General features: G+C 38.7%; 16 protein-coding genes. 10 read left to right on the plus strand and 6 right to left on the minus strand.

From position 1 onward, the window contains the following. The first annotated feature begins 122 nt into the window (after window positions 1-122). Window positions 123-425 carry a hypothetical protein gene (locus CA730_RS10505; RefSeq protein WP_407919785.1) on the plus strand — a complete coding sequence of 101 codons (303 nt, stop codon included), beginning with the start codon at window positions 123-125 and terminating at the stop codon, window positions 423-425. A gap of 68 nt (window positions 426-493) precedes the next feature. Here CA730_RS10505 and CA730_RS10510 read toward each other — a convergent pair whose 3' ends face one another. The 6 genes from CA730_RS10510 to CA730_RS10535 all read right to left on the minus strand — a co-directional run bounded on the left by CA730_RS10510 (window position 494) and on the right by CA730_RS10535 (window position 5031). Continuing rightward, window positions 494-1099, minus strand: a complete 606-nt coding sequence (locus CA730_RS10510) for a J domain-containing protein (protein ID WP_096667075.1) — start codon at window positions 1097-1099, stop codon at window positions 494-496. Between the two features lie 104 nt (window positions 1100-1203). Next, window positions 1204-1797 carry an ATP-dependent Clp protease proteolytic subunit gene (locus CA730_RS10515; RefSeq protein ID WP_096667077.1) on the minus strand — a complete coding sequence of 198 codons (594 nt, stop codon included), beginning with the start codon at window positions 1795-1797 and terminating at the stop codon, window positions 1204-1206. 86 nt (window positions 1798-1883) lie between these two features. Next, window positions 1884-2537, minus strand: a complete 654-nt coding sequence (locus tag CA730_RS10520; RefSeq protein ID WP_096667079.1) for an ATP-dependent Clp protease proteolytic subunit — start codon at window positions 2535-2537, stop codon at window positions 1884-1886. A 174-nt stretch (window positions 2538-2711) separates the two neighbouring features. Further along, window positions 2712-3401, minus strand: coding sequence for an ATP-dependent Clp protease proteolytic subunit (locus CA730_RS10525; RefSeq protein ID WP_039202028.1), 690 nt, complete (start codon window positions 3399-3401; stop codon window positions 2712-2714). Between the two features lie 224 nt (window positions 3402-3625). Beyond that, complete coding sequence (locus CA730_RS10530) at window positions 3626-4201, minus strand: Uma2 family endonuclease (protein ID WP_096667081.1); 576 nt, start codon at window positions 4199-4201, stop codon at window positions 3626-3628. Window positions 4202-4473: 272 nt separating this feature from the next. Then, complete coding sequence (locus tag CA730_RS10535) at window positions 4474-5031, minus strand: TM2 domain-containing protein (RefSeq protein WP_096671438.1); 558 nt, start codon at window positions 5029-5031, stop codon at window positions 4474-4476. Window positions 5032-5372: 341 nt separating this feature from the next. On the opposite strand from CA730_RS10535, the gene CA730_RS10540 reads away from it, so the two are divergent. The 9 genes from CA730_RS10540 to CA730_RS10580 all read left to right on the plus strand — a co-directional run bounded on the left by CA730_RS10540 (window position 5373) and on the right by CA730_RS10580 (window position 15280). Continuing rightward, window positions 5373-6629, plus strand: coding sequence for a vWA domain-containing protein (locus CA730_RS10540; protein WP_096667083.1), 1257 nt, complete (start codon window positions 5373-5375; stop codon window positions 6627-6629). Further along, on the plus strand, window positions 6626-7906 hold the full coding sequence (locus CA730_RS10545) for a vWA domain-containing protein (protein WP_096667085.1): 1281 nt from the start codon (window positions 6626-6628) through the stop codon (window positions 7904-7906). The genes CA730_RS10540 and CA730_RS10545 overlap by 4 nt, the downstream gene beginning before the upstream one ends. A gap of 828 nt (window positions 7907-8734) precedes the next feature. After that, window positions 8735-9187: a helix-turn-helix domain-containing protein gene (locus CA730_RS10550; protein ID WP_096667087.1), complete on the plus strand. Its 453-nt coding sequence runs from the start codon at window positions 8735-8737 to the stop codon at window positions 9185-9187. A gap of 316 nt (window positions 9188-9503) precedes the next feature. Further along, window positions 9504-9797 carry an HU family DNA-binding protein gene (locus CA730_RS10555; protein ID WP_027401744.1) on the plus strand — a complete coding sequence of 98 codons (294 nt, stop codon included), beginning with the start codon at window positions 9504-9506 and terminating at the stop codon, window positions 9795-9797. A 26-nt stretch (window positions 9798-9823) separates the two neighbouring features. Then, window positions 9824-10885: a threonine-phosphate decarboxylase CobD gene (gene cobD, locus CA730_RS10560; RefSeq protein ID WP_096667089.1), complete on the plus strand. Its 1062-nt coding sequence runs from the start codon at window positions 9824-9826 to the stop codon at window positions 10883-10885. A gap of 68 nt (window positions 10886-10953) precedes the next feature. Further along, on the plus strand, window positions 10954-12411 hold the full coding sequence (locus CA730_RS10565) for a dihydrolipoyl dehydrogenase family protein (RefSeq protein WP_096667091.1): 1458 nt from the start codon (window positions 10954-10956) through the stop codon (window positions 12409-12411). A 641-nt stretch (window positions 12412-13052) separates the two neighbouring features. Then, entirely contained in the window at window positions 13053-13274 is a 222-nt protein-coding gene (locus CA730_RS10570; RefSeq protein ID WP_096667093.1) for a hypothetical protein, read from the plus strand. Window positions 13275-13488: 214 nt separating this feature from the next. Beyond that, window positions 13489-14859, plus strand: a complete 1371-nt coding sequence (gntT, locus tag CA730_RS10575) for a guanitoxin biosynthesis MATE family efflux transporter GntT (protein WP_096667095.1) — start codon at window positions 13489-13491, stop codon at window positions 14857-14859. Then, window positions 14849-15280 (plus strand): NUDIX hydrolase, encoded by a 432-nt coding sequence (locus CA730_RS10580; RefSeq protein ID WP_228043877.1) that lies wholly within the window; start codon window positions 14849-14851, stop codon window positions 15278-15280. The genes gntT and CA730_RS10580 overlap by 11 nt, the downstream gene beginning before the upstream one ends. Window positions 15281-15282: the final 2 nt, after the last annotated feature.

Genomic DNA, 15282 nt, shown 5'->3' on the forward strand with positions numbered 1-15282 from the left:
TTAGTGTGACACTTGCGTAAGTCCTATTACCGACAAATGCTGATAAATTAGTCATTGAATTTCGCAATTGGTTTGATAAATATTGTCAAGGTAAATTACCTTGGCATGAAGTAGGAATTAATGTGAGTGAACCTACACCTATTAATGATAATCATGCTGAAATGTTGGATAGATATAAACAACATACTCAACATTGTAGTAGTTGTCGAACAGCGGTTAAAAATCTAGAACGGTTGCAAATAGGACTTTTAGCATATTTTGTAATTATTATATCTGGAGTTGCTGTATTACCTGATCATTGGCGGTTACAGCTAGGTTTACCATTGGTAATTACTGCACTTTTAGGTTTAGGTGCTTACAGTTGGCTAAAATTTTCGCTCATTCCTAAATTCTACTTTGTAGATTATATCCATGCTGAAAAATAAACAATTAAAAAATAAAGAATGAATCAATAATAAACTCTTAGCAATCACCCATTACCCATTACCAATTACTAAAGCTTCAATTCCAAACGTTGAAAATCTTGCTGAATTTCAGACCATAAAGCTTTATTGTATGGGTCAGTTTTTAAGGCTTTTTTCAGATAAATTTTGGCTTTTGGGAGTTGTTTTTCCGTAATTAAGGCTCGTCCCCAGATTTGATAAGCGATCGCTAACCATTGTCGCACCTCCCCATCCTCCGGTAAACGCGCCAGTAAAGCCTCTGCTAGAGCGATCGCCTGGGGAAACCGTTTTTCCAGCAAAAATCGCTGTAACTGCTCATAAGTCTTCCACTTTAACCGCTCTTCAATCTCCTCCAAATTTGGTGGATGAGGTGTAACCATTGTTTTTGGTGCTGCTGGTTGAGTTTGCACTTCTGTAGCGCTAGAAACATGAGTTTTCACCGCACTACTCCTTGGCTTAATTTCCTCCGGTGGTAAAACCGCTTGGAGAAACTTATAAGCCTCAGTCACCGCAATAAACTTATCTTTCGCTTTGAGATCATCTGGGTTGATATCAGGATGATATTGCTGAACCAATCTGCGATAGGACGCTTTAACATCAGCAAAAGAAACTCCCGACCTTAAACCTAATATCCGGTAATAATCTTCAAGATCCATGTTGCTTCGTTTGACTTCAATTCAAAATTCAAAACTAAAAATTCAAAACGAAAAACTCAGACTTTTGAACCTTACATCTTGAATTTTGAATCATTTTCCCCTATTTAAATACGTTCTTCAATCACACGATCAATTAAACCGTATTCCTTAGCTTCTTGAGCAGACATAAAAAAGTCACGATTCATGTCTTTCTCAATTTTCTCTAAAGATTGACCAGTATTATCAACATAAATTTGATTTAACTGGTGACGAAGCCGCAAAATCTCCTTAGCCTCAATAGCGATATCGCTGGCCTGACCACGAGTTCCACCAGAAGGTTGATGAATCATAATTCGAGAATGAGGTAGAGCCATCCGCTTCCCCTTTGTCCCCGCAGCCAACAGAAAAGATCCCATAGAAGCAGCCAGACCAACACAAATTGTCACCACCTCAGACTTAATGTGTTGCATAGTGTCGTAAATCGCCAATCCCGCCGTTACCGAACCACCGGGAGAATTGATATACAAATAAATTGGCTTAGTTTGATCATCGGAATCTAAATAGAGCAAATAAGCGACAATCGCATTAGCGATACCATCATCTACTTCCTCCGTCAAAAAAATAATGCGCTCCCGAAATAGACGATCTTCGAGATCGATCCATTGTTCATAAGTGCTACCTGGGAGACGATAAGGAACTTTGGGAATACCAATAGGCATAGGACAATTTTAGTGAAGACTATGAAAATAGAACTGGAGAATTTCCGTCAAAGTTGAAAAGCCAGAATCCAAAATAGAGATTAAGCTCAAATAGAGCTTGGCAAACTCTTTGTACTTTCTAGCACCCGATCAATTAGTCCGTATTCCTGCGCTTCCTGGGGAGTCATATAGAAAATACGTTCACTATCTTTCGAGATTTTTTCGGCTGTTTGTCCCGTATTTTGGGAAAAAATATCAAAAAGTATGTTTTTTTTCTGCAACACCTCTTCCGCATTCACTTGAATATCTGTTGCTTGACCCTGAGTAGCTACACTAAACTGAGTCAGAGCAATATTGGCATGAGGTAAACTGAATCTTTTTCCCTTTGTCCCAGATGATAGAATCAATGCTGCCATACCCACCGCTTGACCCAAACAGATAGTAACAATTTCTGACTTGATGTACTGGATTGTGTCATAAACCGACAAACAAGCCCTAATTGACATCATTCCCAAAGTTTCATCCATACCAGCCAACACAGGATCACCCAAAGAATTGATATAAAGGTAGATTGGTTTACTCTGATCCTCCGACTCCAGATATAACATGGCAGACATCAGGGAATTAGCCAGAGTCGTATTCAGTGGACGATTCAAGAAAAGAATCCGCTCCTGCGCCATTCGTTGATCAATACTGACCCACTGCCACTGGTTACCACCAGGAATGTTATAAGGAACTTTTAGTGATGAATCAACAGCCATAGGGATAATTAGAAGAAATTAGAGATGATGAGAACCGATTTAACGTGAGTTCGGTGTTAGGAGTTCGGAGTTCGGAGTTCAGTTTTATGATTTTTCAACGAGAGAATAAGGGTTTGAGACTCCTACTTGGGGTGAGTTTTCCACAAATTATCGTTATGTCGAACTCACGTCAATTTAAGCAATCATTGGTAAAGGTTTCGGCAGATCCTTCATGCTTTCGAGAACGCGATCAATCAATCCGTATTCCTTGGCTTGTTGGGGAGTCAAATAAAACATCCGCTCAGTGTCCTTCGCAATCTTTTCAGGAGACTGTCCAGTGTTTTGAGAGAAAATATCCAAGATAGCCGTTTTGTTGGCTAAGACTTCCTTGGCGTAAATTTGAATATCTGTTGCTTGACCTCTAGTCCCACTGCGAGGTTGATTCAGGACAATAGTGGCATGAGGTAGACTAGCTCTCTGACCCTTAGTTCCGGCAGATAGAATCAGCGCTGCTGTTCCCAATGCCTGACCAATGCAAATTGTATGTACGGGTGTTTTGATATAGTTAATAGTATCACAGATAGCAAAAGCTTCCGTTTCGTAGCCGATCGCATCCCCTGTGTACCAAGATGTCCCCGTTGAATTGATGTAAAAGAAAATTGGCTTGTCTGGATTGTCAAATTTCAGATAAAGCAACTGAGCAATAATTAGCTTGGTTACATCAACGCCCATTTGCCGTTTGTATTCATCTGCTGAAACTAAAGGCATTCCCAGATAGACAATTCGTTCTTTTAAAAGTAGAGAAGCTAAATCTGGTGGCGGTGTCCGGTAGGAACTGTCGCCGTAGTAAGAAGCTTGAACTGACTTGATGGGGGAATTTTCCATAGCAACTGATGATCTGAGATTATGCCGTTAATGTATTACATCCTAGCGCGATGCTCACCCAATTTAGGGTGCGGATTTCTCCCTGATAGGGAAAAAAGCTAGATTTTAGAATATTTTGTTCTTAATTACCTTTAATTCCTAAGACAACACAATTTAAAATGTTGTGACATCAGGTATACGTTTTCAAATATATAGCATCTGAATGATAAACGCTATATCTATAATTAAAAAATTGGTTGTAAATCTAAAATAAATCCTGGTAATACATCTTCTCCAGATAAACTTGTAGGAGATTCTAGAATTTCTGTTTCCTGATTTGGACGATATATTTCTACTTGTTGATTTTTAGGATTAATTAACCAACCTAACCGCAAACCATTGGCGATATATTCTCGCATTTTAGCTTGAGTATCTGCTAAATCATCGCTTTCAGAAACCAACTCAATCACAAAATCAGGACATAAAGGCAAGAACCTTTTTCTTTGTTCTGGTGTGAGTGCATTCCATCTTTCTATCTTAATCCAAGACACATCAGGAGAACGGGTAGCACCATTAGGTAATTTAAAACCTGTAGAAGAATCAAAAGCTTTTCCTAAACCATTTTGGCGATTCCAATATCCTAAATCCAGACACATTTCAAAATTTCTATTTCCCGTTTCTCCTCCTGTTGGTGACATGATACTTAATTCTCCTTGAGCCGATAATTCTAAACGTAAATCTTTATTAGCAGCAACCACTTCCACAAATTTATCATCTGTGAATTTGAGTGATTGTGGTATTTGTAAAGTTATAGCAGTCATGATTCATACCTCGTGACTAATCTCTATTTATTTCCTCGTTCCCTCGTTCCCAGTCTCCGACTGGGAATGCTGTCCGGGAGGTTCTACCTACCATTTTAACGATATTTTCAGAACAGGGCGGTTAGAAACCGCTTATACACGAATGAAATCCACCTGCGTGGGTTAAAGTTAAATTCCAAATTTCTTTTAGTTCACGTAGCGTTCTGAAGGAATAGGTGGACTTTGGTTGTATAGCCGCGAATTATATTCGCCCAAAACTTGTTTTTCTATTATTAAAGCAAGCGATAAATAACTGCTCCGGTAGATTCGTGATTAGCCATTTCCATTAATCCATCAGCACAAATAGTCTCAAGAATGGAGCGAACTTCTGAAGTAGGTTTGCTAAGTTCAATAACTGCATCAGTCATGGATATACTTCCACCTTTATTTTGAGCTAATTTTAAAAGAGCAACAATATCATTTTGCTTGGATATTGCAGGTGTTATTGCTCCTTGGGAAACCTGTTGCGGTGGTAGTTGAATACTAGAAAGATCAGAACCTGATCCTGGTATTTGTCCTGTAACTTGTCCACCAAGATTAACCACAACAGTTTGGGTATTGGATTGATTATTGTTTTGATTACCACCGTGTAATGCCAAATATTTCAGGGTTTTCTCATCCACCATTGCAGGAATTAGTGCCAAATCTATAAGCTGACCAAAACCAAACAAACCCCAGGTAAAAAGATAGATAAGACCTGATAGTGGTTTACCAGCATAAAAACGATGAATACCACCCAATCCTAAACACCAGAGTAGCCAAAGCAAATAAGCAGTGCTTTTATTAATCATGATTGATAGTAAGTGTATGTAGTCTAGAAACAAAAATAGCACATTAAGACTTAGATTTGATTCTGAAATCCGTATTTTTCGGGGTTGCACTTGTAAAATCAACATCCTAAAAACTTGTGCTGCGTCTAGCTGCAAAAGCAATGGTAAATGATCGAAGCGAAGCGTCTTTTTATCTCTAATTAAACTATGCCAGCCTATATAAGTAATAAAAAGCACGAAAACTCTGGCGAACATTTTAGATAACGCATATTTCATAAAATTATTTTCCGTAGTATAGAGGATGCCATTTGAAGCTATTTATAAAATTGTGTATGTCTGAGACTAGATAGGAAATTGAAATTATGAAAGTTAATTTACAACTGGCTTTAAATGATGCAGGTATTGACGCAAATCAAACCAGCACTCAACGTCAATTAGCAATATCCGTTTCTGCTGGTGGTGAAACTGTGGATCGGACTGTGCCATTGAACTTATGCTTAATTCTCGATCATAGCGGTTCAATGCAAGGAAAATCCCTAGAAACGGTGAAAAATGCCGCTTGTTTGTTAGTAGATCGTCTGAGTCCTGAAGATCGTCTGAGTGTGGTTGTTTTTGACCACCGGGCCAAGGTTTTAGTCCCCAATCAATTAATTACAGATCGCCAACATATCAAAAAGCAAATTAAACAACTTACCGCTGATGGGGGAACTGCTATTGATGAGGGTTTACGGTTGGGAATTGAGGAATTAGCCAAAGGTAAACATGATACAGTTTCCCAAGCATTTTTACTGACTGATGGGGAAAATGAACATGGTGATAACGATCGCTGTTTGAAATTTTCCCAATTAGCCGCCAGCTATAATTTAACTCTAAATACATTGGGATTTGGTGACAATTGGAATGATAAAGTTTTAGAAAAAATCGCTGATGCTGGCATGGGTACAATGTCTTATATTCAACACCCAGATCAGGCTGTATCGGAATTTGGGCGGTTGTTTAGTCGAATGCAAACAGTGGGGTTGACCAATGCTCAACTATTATTATCTTTAATGCCTAATGTCCGACTGGCAGAACTCAAACCCATTGCCCAAGTGTCTCCAGATACCATTGAGTTACCAGTACAACCCGAAAGCGATGGCCGCTTGGTGGTGAGATTGGGCGATTTAATGAAAGACTCCGAACGGGTAGTTTTAGTTAATATTTATGTGGGACAGTTGCCAGAAGGTAAACAGGCGATCGCTAATGTTCAAGTCCGCTACGATGACCCCGCCCATAACCAAATCGGACTATACTCCCCCAATCTACCAATTTATGCTCATGTCACCAGGGAATACCAACCAGCACCAAATCCCCAGGTACAACGGTCAGTTTTAGCTTTAGCCAAATATCGCCAAACCCAGTTAGCCGAAACGAAATTACAACAGGGTGATCGGGCTGGTGCAGCAACGATGTTACAAACTGCGGCAAAAACTGCGCTGCAAATGGGCGATGCTAGTGCAGCAACGGTATTACAAGTTTCCGCCACCCACCTACAAGCTGGGGAAGAGTTATCAGAAAGCGATCGCAAAAAAACCAGAATTGTCTCAAAAACTGTTTTGCAAGATGCTTCCCCTCAATGAAAGTTCAACTAACATCGGCTCTAAATGATACCAACGTTGATGCTGCCCAACAAAGCAATCAACGGCAACTCTCAATTTCTATTTCCGCCATTCCTGCTGAATTTGAACAAAGTTTACCCTTGAATCTCTGCTTGATTCTCGATCAAAGTGGTTCTATGTCCGGTGAACCCCTGAATATCGTCATTCAAGCAGTTGAGCAATTATTGGATCAATTAAAAGTTGGTGACAGGATTTCCATCATCGGTTTTGCTGGCACGTCTGGAGTCATTATCCCCAACCAAATCATCCAAGATATTGAAAGCATCAAAACCCAGTTAAGAGCCAAGCTAAAGGCTGCTGGCGGGACTGTCATCGCCGAAGGTTTATCCTTGGGGATTACAGAACTACTCAAAGGCACAAAAGGGGCGGTTTCCCAAGCCTTCTTACTCACAGATGGTCATGGGGATAACGGGTTACAGATTTGGAAATGGCAAATTGGACCAAATGACAATAAACGTTGTTTGCAACTTGCCAAAAAAGCCGCTAAACTCAACCTGACAATTAACACTCTGGGTTTTGGTGATGACTGGAATCCAGATTTATTGGAAAAGATTGCTGATGCTGGGGGTGGTACTTTAGCTTACATCGAGAACCCAGAACAAGCTGTAACTCAATTTGCCCGGCTGTTTCGGCGGGTACAGTCGGTGGGATTAACAAATGCCCATTTACTTCTATCTTTAGTACCTGCTGTCCGTCTGGCGGAACTCAAACCTGTTGCCCAAGTTGTTCCAGATACCATTGAATTAGCAGTAGAAACCGATTCTAATGGGACTTTAATAGTGCGGTTAGGGGATTTGATGAAGGATAGCGAACGGGTTGTTTTAGCGAATATTTATCTGGGACAATTGCCAGAAGGGAAACAAGTCATTGGTCATATTCAAATTCGCTATGATGACCCATCGTTGAATAAAGAGGGTTTACTTTCTCCCTTAGTGCCAATATATGCCAATTTTACCAAGAGTTATGAACCTGCTCTCAATTCCCAGGTGCTAAACTCGATTCTGCTTTTGGCTAAATATCGGCAAACTCAATTAGCTGAGGCAAAATTAGAACTAGGCGATCGCCTTGGTGCTGCCACAATGTTACAAACTGCTGCTAATACAGCCTTACAAATCGGTGATACCTGTGCAGCCACTGTGTTACAAGTTTCGGCAACTCGCTTACAAGCCGGTGAAGAGTTATCGGAGAGCGATCGCAAGAAGACAAGAATGGCATCCAAGACTATTTTGAAAGAATAGCTGTAGGGTAGGTCTTTTGGCCTACCTGATCCAATTTTCGGCAATTTTCGAGCCAGCGATCGCTCTAAAATCAGTATAAACATCCGCCATATCAGATTTTATTGAATTTGTACACACCTTATAGGCAGATGAATAGGAGTAATTTAAGGTTTAAAGTATCTATATATGGTAAACACCTGGTATATATAAAGGCTTGGCTAATACCCAAGCCTTTTTTATATTGAAATTAATTAGTATAATTTCATATAGACTACTATTTGCAATGCCAATATAGGTTTTCGTCTTGATTTATCACAATTAGAGCAATTTGTACACATTCTCTAGGAAGATGATATGTGACTAGAGTAGCACTAAATTAATTGAGTACGTTGTTAAGCACAGCAATTATGGAGGTTTGGTCATAGCACCAAACCTTTTTTTTCGCTTCTCAAATTTAGGAGTCACCGAGTCAGGAGTAAAACTGGCTTGCTGTCCAGCTTTGAATTTAGATCCTGTACCCCATTAATTTGCAACCTGCTGTAAATAAAAACTTGAGTTGATATTGTATACTAATATACTTAACAAAATCAAAGAATATTTACAACTATACTAAGACCCATAAAGTCTTGACAAAACCTATAAATAATGTGTTATCATAGGTGATAGTGACAAATATACCTCCCAAAATACCAAAGCATTCGCCCTTTTCTGCTTTGTTGGGTTTCATGTTGATTGCTCCGCAACGCTAACGAAAACAACCCAGCCTACGAATCAAGGCTTTTTCCAATTTGTCCAAGGATTGAAAATACACATCAATATACCAAATACATTAATTAGATTAAAAGGATTATGGGATGCCGACTGAAAATTTTTTTAAGTGATGAAGAAAAGTTAACTTTAGAAGAGTTGAGAAAGGCTAAGGATGTTCCTCAACGGACAAAAGACCGCGCTCAAGTTCTACTGTTGAATGTCCGGGGATTAAATAACGAACAAATTGCTCAAGGTTTAAACTGGGCAGTTTCTACAGTCCGTCAAACCCTACATCGTTGGGAAAAGATGGGTTTAGCCGGATTATGGGATGCCCCAGGTCGAGGCGGAAAACCCCGCTATTCAGAAAATGATTTAGAGTACCTAGAAAACTGTCTATTTGAAGAACCTCAGACTTATAACTCTAAACAACTAGCCAAAAAACTAGCATCTGAGCGACAAGTTTACTTGAGTCCTGACCGACTTCGCAGAGTTCTCAAAGCCAGAGGCAAGGTCATTAATACGCGCAGAGGAACAGGGGGCAATGACAACTGACCACTGACAACTGACCACTGACCAATGACAACTAAGTATTTATTTCTAAAAAATAGGGTATTTTAATTACAAGAAAGAGGTGGAAAAGAAAAAAAATCCTGAAATCTATATAAATTAATAGTTTCATCTATCCACTTCGGGCTACAACACCTTAGAATGATTCATTGAAAAGTCAAGTCAATCGTATTTGCAGCGATTTTGAGTGTAAATACTCTCAAGGAACGATTTTTGTATTTCTACAAACAGAGATTTACGTAAAGATGCTTTAATGGTGCATCTTGAGAAATAATCTCTGATAAAACTTTAGGAGTTTGATATGAACAAAGGCGAATTAGTTGATGCAGTAGCTGAAAAGGCTAACGTTACCAAGAAACAGGCTGACCAAGTTTTGAGCGCTGCTATCGAAACTATTGTGGAAGCGGTTTCTTCCGGTGATAAAGTAACATTAGTGGGATTTGGTTCGTTTGAATCACGGGAACGCAAAGCCCGTGAAGGACGTAACCCCAAAACGAATGAAAAAATGGAAATTCCCGCTACCAGAGTTCCCGCTTTCTCTGCTGGAAAACTGTTTAGAGAAAGAGTAGCACCTCCAAAAGAGCCAAAAGAATAAGTCCGGTTATAGGAAAGATATTTTTGATGCCACAACAAGCACACGGGGGAAATTTGGCTTGGGCAGCAGCACTGGCTGGCTGTTCCCCTGATGCTATTGTGGATTTTTCTGCCAGTATCAGCCCGTTGGGACCACCAAATAGTGTGATTACGGCGATTGTGTCTCAACTAGGTAGTTTGAGGAATTATCCTGACCCAGAGTATGGTGAATTGCGACTTGCTCTGAGTCATTTTCATCAATTACCTACTGAGTGGATTTTGCCGGGTAATGGTTCAGCAGAATTATTAACTTTGGTGGGTAGAGAATTAGCACAATTAGCAGCAACGGTTGTACTAACTCCAGCTTTTGGCGACTATTACCGCACTCTTGCGGCTGATAATGCTAAAGTTCTGGAGTTTCCTGTGGATTTGGCAACGGGGAAGGGGAATATTTCTCTATTGCCAGATTTTGGTCTGGAAACTTCAGGTTTTGGGTTATTGCTGAATAATCCCCATAATCCCACGGGAAAGTTATTTTTACGGGAGTCTGTTTTACCGTATTTAGAAAAGTTCGCTTTGGTGGTGGTAGATGAGGCGTTTATGGATTTTTTGCCACCGGAAGCGGAACAAAGTTTAATTGGGTTGGTACAAGAATACGAGAATTTGGTGATTTTACGATCGCTCACCAAATTTTACAGTTTACCAGGGCTAAGATTAGGATATGCGATCGCTCACCCTCAACGTCTGGCTAAGTGGAAATTATGGCGAGATCCTTGGCCTGTAAATACTTTAGCAGCTGCCGCAGCGATCGCCGCCCTCGAAGATACAGAATTTCAAAATCTCACCTGGAAATGGCTGCCAGGGGCGAGAAATCAACTATTTCAAGGTCTGGACTCAATTCCTGGGTTAACCCCCCTAGAAGGCTCTGTTAACTACCTATTGGTAGAATCTCAACGACCTACTTCCCAGTTACAACAAAATTTGCTTCGGCAACACCAGATTTTAATTCGTGATTGCTTAAGTTTTAAAGAATTAGGCGATCGCTTTTTCCGTGTCGCAGTCCGTACAAAAGCTGATAATCAACGCCTATTAACAGCGCTTAGGAGTTAGGAGTTAGGAGGAAGAAAGAAGAAGGAAGAAGGAAGAAGGAAGAAGGAAGAAGGAAAGAATATTACCCAATGACAAATATTGATTACGATATCGTTATTATTGGTGGCAGTATTGCTGGATATCAAGCAGCTTTACGTGCTACTCAGCTACACGCTAAAGTTGCCTTAATTGTTAGCGCGGATTTTTCTGATAACTATAATTTAAATTATCAATACATATTTAGTGAAATTAGTCAAACTACTCAGAAATATTATAATTTAGTAAATTTAGGAATTTATGAAAAAAATATTCACTTAAATCCAGAATTTTTAAATTTAAACAAAGGATTGTTTTATGCAAATGCTATTTCAAAAAATATTAATCAAATAAATTCTCTGCCTAATTTATCCGCCCAAGGTGTTGATATTATTGTTGGTAATGGTCAATTTAAATCTTTTGGTAAATTAAGTTTTACAGTTAATGAAAGACGGTTATATAGTCGTACTTACTTACTCGCTAATGGTTCGCGTCCATTAATTCCCAATATTTCAGGATTAGATGCGATTAAATATCTAACTTTAGCTAATATTTGGCAATTCTTAGAAAAAAACACATTACCAAAAAATTGGGTGATTATTGGTGGTGTTCCTCAAAGTATAGAAATTGCCCAAGTTTTAGCCAGATGCGGTTGTCAAGTTACATTAATAGTTAAATATTCCAGTATTTTGCCTAATCTTGATGCAGAAATAGCCCAATTATTAACAGCACAATTAGAAAGTGATGGTGTACGGGTTTTAACACAAACTCAAGTTACCCAAGTCCGACAAATAGATCATAAAAAATGGGTACAAGCTGGAAATCAAGCCATTGAAACCGATGAAATTTTCATTTGTGCTGGACAACAGCCGAATTTAGAATCTTTGAATTTACCAGCGGTAGGAGTAAAATGGAATCAACGCCACTTGGTTGTCAATGAAAAATTACAAACTACAAATCATCGGATTTATGCTTGCGGTGATGCGCTAGGTGGTTATGATATTCAGAATATTGGTAATTATGAAGCTAATATTGCTGTCAAAAATGCTTTATTTTTCCCCCGACTAAAAGTTAATTATGAATCTGTTCCTTGGGGAATATATTCTCAGCCAAAGGTATCACAAGTTGGGTTAACAGAAAAACAAGCTAAAAATCAATATTTTCAAAAGCAAGTTTTAGTTTTTAAGCAATATTTTAAAACAGCCACATCGTCACAAATACAAGGAGAAATTACAGGTATTTGCAAATTAGTCATTTTGGAAAATGGAAAAATTTTGGGATGTTCTATATTAGGAATAGCAGCAGAAGAATTAATTAATTTAATTAGTTTAGCAATCTTACAAAATATTAAAATTCAACATTTAGCTAAATTATCACCTATTTATCCCAGTTTTTCCGAAATTCTTATGGAAACAGCGCGAGAATGGCATAGACAAAGAATTAATCAGAACCGTACCTTTCCAGAATTGTTGCTAAGTTTCTTTAATTATCGTCGTGATTGGAATTTATAGTAGATTATGCTTGAGTGTAGCAAGAATGATCAGCAATTCTCATTTTGAAAAAAATAAGATAAAATTCTCTTAATTTAATGACAATTTTTTCAACATTATTTTCAGTGATTTTATGATTAGTAATCCAATGATGACCTGTTTTCAACATCCTTTCCACTTACCAAAAACCTGTACCAATTGAAGCCGCTGAAATTTAGGGTCTTCAAACCACTGCTGTGTCGTATGAAATTGTTGTACTAAATAATCTTTGGGTAAATTGGTACGTTGAGAATTACCAAAAATATTGATTGACAGAATGCCTATCCAGTATAGGTTACAGCCTTAGCGTAACTTTCTGTTCGATTGCTCATTTACCCTCAGTATTCATACTTATTTTTCAACCCGACTGTTTTTTTAGCCAGAGGCAATGGCTAACAAATAGTTACTTTGTACTATATTTTGAATTCCAAAATCGGGGCTAATACTTTATTTTTTTCAAAATGAGAATTGCTGAGATTTTCCTACACCAATTTCCAGTATGCTAGATATGAAACCAGAAACCCAACTAACCAGATTTATGGGGAAAAAGATTGTTACTAGGACTTACGCACTGTACAAATTAACCATGATGTGCATGAACGAAAATCCGTCGTTTCAGGCTTTTGGCGATTAACAATCCCCTGTTTTACCAAAAACATCAACCCCAAATGGCAATAACGGGGGGGCAAATAGATTCTGTTGAGGATGGCACACCAGCTATGGTAACACCAGAACCAGCAGAGGAAGTTGTTAACAACGCGTTACAGAGCGCGTTTGTTGGGAATGGCACACAGATAGATCCAGTTTCAGGAGAACCACTGCTTCAAGGTAGTAATAATGGGTAGATACGTGGCTCTGTTGATAATTTAATACCGGATACTGAAATACCAGAACCTGCACTCCGAAGTGTTAATTATGGGCAAGAAAATACCTTTGTTAACAATTCTACTGCTGATGAGGACTTAAGAATCAAGGAACTCAAGCGGGTAACAAATTCGTCCATATCTCGACTCAACTCGGTCTAAAATCCAACCAGTAAGCTAAATACTGAATTAACTCATGAACTTAACGCGAACAGAACAGTATGACTTTCTCCCTCGTTTCTACCGTCTTGCGATCGCTAATATTCTTTCAAACCTGATGATTCCTCTAGCGGGTTTAATCAGTGTAGCTTTTTTGGGTCATCTGCAAGAAATTGATGCCTTAGCAGGGGTTTGCATAGCTAATATCTTGTTTAACCTCGTCTATTTGATTCTTGAGTTCTTACGTATGGGAACCACTGGGTTAACCGCTCAAGCTGTGGGGGCAGATGACCAAGAGGCTGCACTGCTAGTGGGACTACGCAATGGCTTAATCGCCTTGGGATTAGGTATCGTACTGTTAATTTTGCAGTATCCTTTGCGAGAGGTAGGTTTTTCGCTCTTGAGTGCTGATATTGATGTTAAAGCTGCGGGCATTGACTATTTCAATGCTCGCATTTGGGGAGCGCCTGCTGTTTTACTGAACTTCGTTCTCATTGGTTGGTTACTGGGACGAGAGGAGAATAGTAAGGTTGTGGTACTTTCAGTTATTGGCAATGCAGCCAAGATAATTTTAGACTACTTATTTATTATTCAATGGGGTTGGAATAGTGTGGGGGCCGGAGTATCTCAAGCATCTAGCCAATACTTAATGTTGTTTATCGGCCTCCTTTTAGCTAGTCAGAAAGTTCAGTGGCAAGAAATCCGCGCAGTTAGCCCACAAATCATGGATTTTTCAGAGTTGAAAACTATGTTGGCTCTCAATAGAGATATCTTGATTAGAACTATAACTGAGATGTCTGTCTTTACTATTTTTAGTAATCTGAGTGCCATGATGGGAACGATACTCTTTACCCAAAATTCTTTATTAGGACAGATAACACATCTAAATGTTTACTTAACTAACGGAATGGGATTTGCTACCGAAACCTTAAGCGGAAACTTGAAAGGTAAAGATTCAAAAGAGAAATTGTTACCCTTGCTGAAAGTTTCAGTTGCCAGCAGCTTGTTGATAGGACTCACTGTAGCTACAATTTGTGTTTTCTTTCCCCAGGCTGTCTTTGGCATATTAACCAACCATAGGGAAATTACTGAACATATTGATACCTATATTTGGTGTTTATGCTTCATACTTATATTCAATTCTGTTGCCTCAATGCTGGAAGGATATTTCTTAGGATTAGCCGAAGGGAAAATTGTTCGTAATGTCAGTTTGATCTCTGCTAGTTTGGGATTTATCCCATCAGTTATAGCAGCTTGGTATTTTCACAACAACTATCTTTTATGGCTATCCATTATATTATTTATGTTTGCCAAAATGGTGACAATGTTAGTTTATTTACCAAAATCTTTGAGTAGTGATACTGGGGTTAATGCAATTTTTTTGACAACTATTAAAAATGAAATTTGAAATGAGAGAAGCACCAGGGGCTGACATAATTATTCTCAACAGTCAGCAGCAAGTTTTACTTGTACTTCGAGATAATAAAAGCTCTATTCCTTTTCCTAATACTTGGGCATTCCTGGGAGGATATATAGAGAAAAATGAATCTCCAGAAGCAGCTATTCGTAGAGAATTAGTTGAAGAATTGGAACTAAAACTCGATGAAGTTAATTTTTTCAAGTCTTATTTTTGGGAAGAGTGTGATGAACACATTTTTTGGACTCGGCTGGATTTAGATATTTCTCAAATAACCCTACACGAAGGACAAAAATTAGCCTATTTTAGTCGAGAGGAAATTAATCAGCTTGAATTTGCCTCTCACTATGATCAAATTCTGGCTGAGTTTTTTGATTTCTTAGCAATTAGTTTAAAATTAAGTATTGGTTAAAG

The sequence above is a fragment of the Dolichospermum compactum NIES-806 genome, from assembly GCF_002368115.1.
Taxonomy (GTDB): domain Bacteria; phylum Cyanobacteriota; class Cyanobacteriia; order Cyanobacteriales; family Nostocaceae; genus Dolichospermum; species Dolichospermum compactum.

Bases quoted from the DNA above. Each gene is read 5' to 3' on its own strand.
- CA730_RS10510 (WP_096667075.1), bottom strand. From the start codon at position 1,099: ATGGATCTTGAAGATTATTACCGGATATTAGGTTTAAGGTCGGGAGTT.
- CA730_RS10515 (WP_096667077.1), bottom strand. From the start codon at position 1,797: ATGCCTATTGGTATTCCCAAAGTTCCTTATCGTCTCCCAGGTAGCACT.
- CA730_RS10520 (WP_096667079.1), bottom strand. From the start codon at position 2,537: ATGGCTGTTGATTCATCACTAAAAGTTCCTTATAACATTCCTGGTGGT.
- CA730_RS10525 (WP_039202028.1), bottom strand. From the start codon at position 3,401: ATGGAAAATTCCCCCATCAAGTCAGTTCAAGCTTCTTACTACGGCGAC.
- CA730_RS10530 (WP_096667081.1), bottom strand. From the start codon at position 4,201: ATGACTGCTATAACTTTACAAATACCACAATCACTCAAATTCACAGAT.
- CA730_RS10535 (WP_096671438.1), bottom strand. From the start codon at position 5,031: ATGATTAATAAAAGCACTGCTTATTTGCTTTGGCTACTCTGGTGTTTA.
- CA730_RS10540 (WP_096667083.1), top strand. From the start codon at position 5,373: ATGAAAGTTAATTTACAACTGGCTTTAAATGATGCAGGTATTGACGCA.
- CA730_RS10545 (WP_096667085.1), top strand. From the start codon at position 6,626: ATGAAAGTTCAACTAACATCGGCTCTAAATGATACCAACGTTGATGCT.
- CA730_RS10550 (WP_096667087.1), top strand. From the start codon at position 8,735: ATGGGATGCCGACTGAAAATTTTTTTAAGTGATGAAGAAAAGTTAACT.
- CA730_RS10555 (WP_027401744.1), top strand. From the start codon at position 9,504: ATGAACAAAGGCGAATTAGTTGATGCAGTAGCTGAAAAGGCTAACGTT.
- cobD (WP_096667089.1), top strand. From the start codon at position 9,824: ATGCCACAACAAGCACACGGGGGAAATTTGGCTTGGGCAGCAGCACTG.
- CA730_RS10565 (WP_096667091.1), top strand. From the start codon at position 10,954: ATGACAAATATTGATTACGATATCGTTATTATTGGTGGCAGTATTGCT.
- gntT (WP_096667095.1), top strand. From the start codon at position 13,489: ATGAACTTAACGCGAACAGAACAGTATGACTTTCTCCCTCGTTTCTAC.
- CA730_RS10580 (WP_228043877.1), top strand. From the start codon at position 14,849: ATGAAATTTGAAATGAGAGAAGCACCAGGGGCTGACATAATTATTCTC.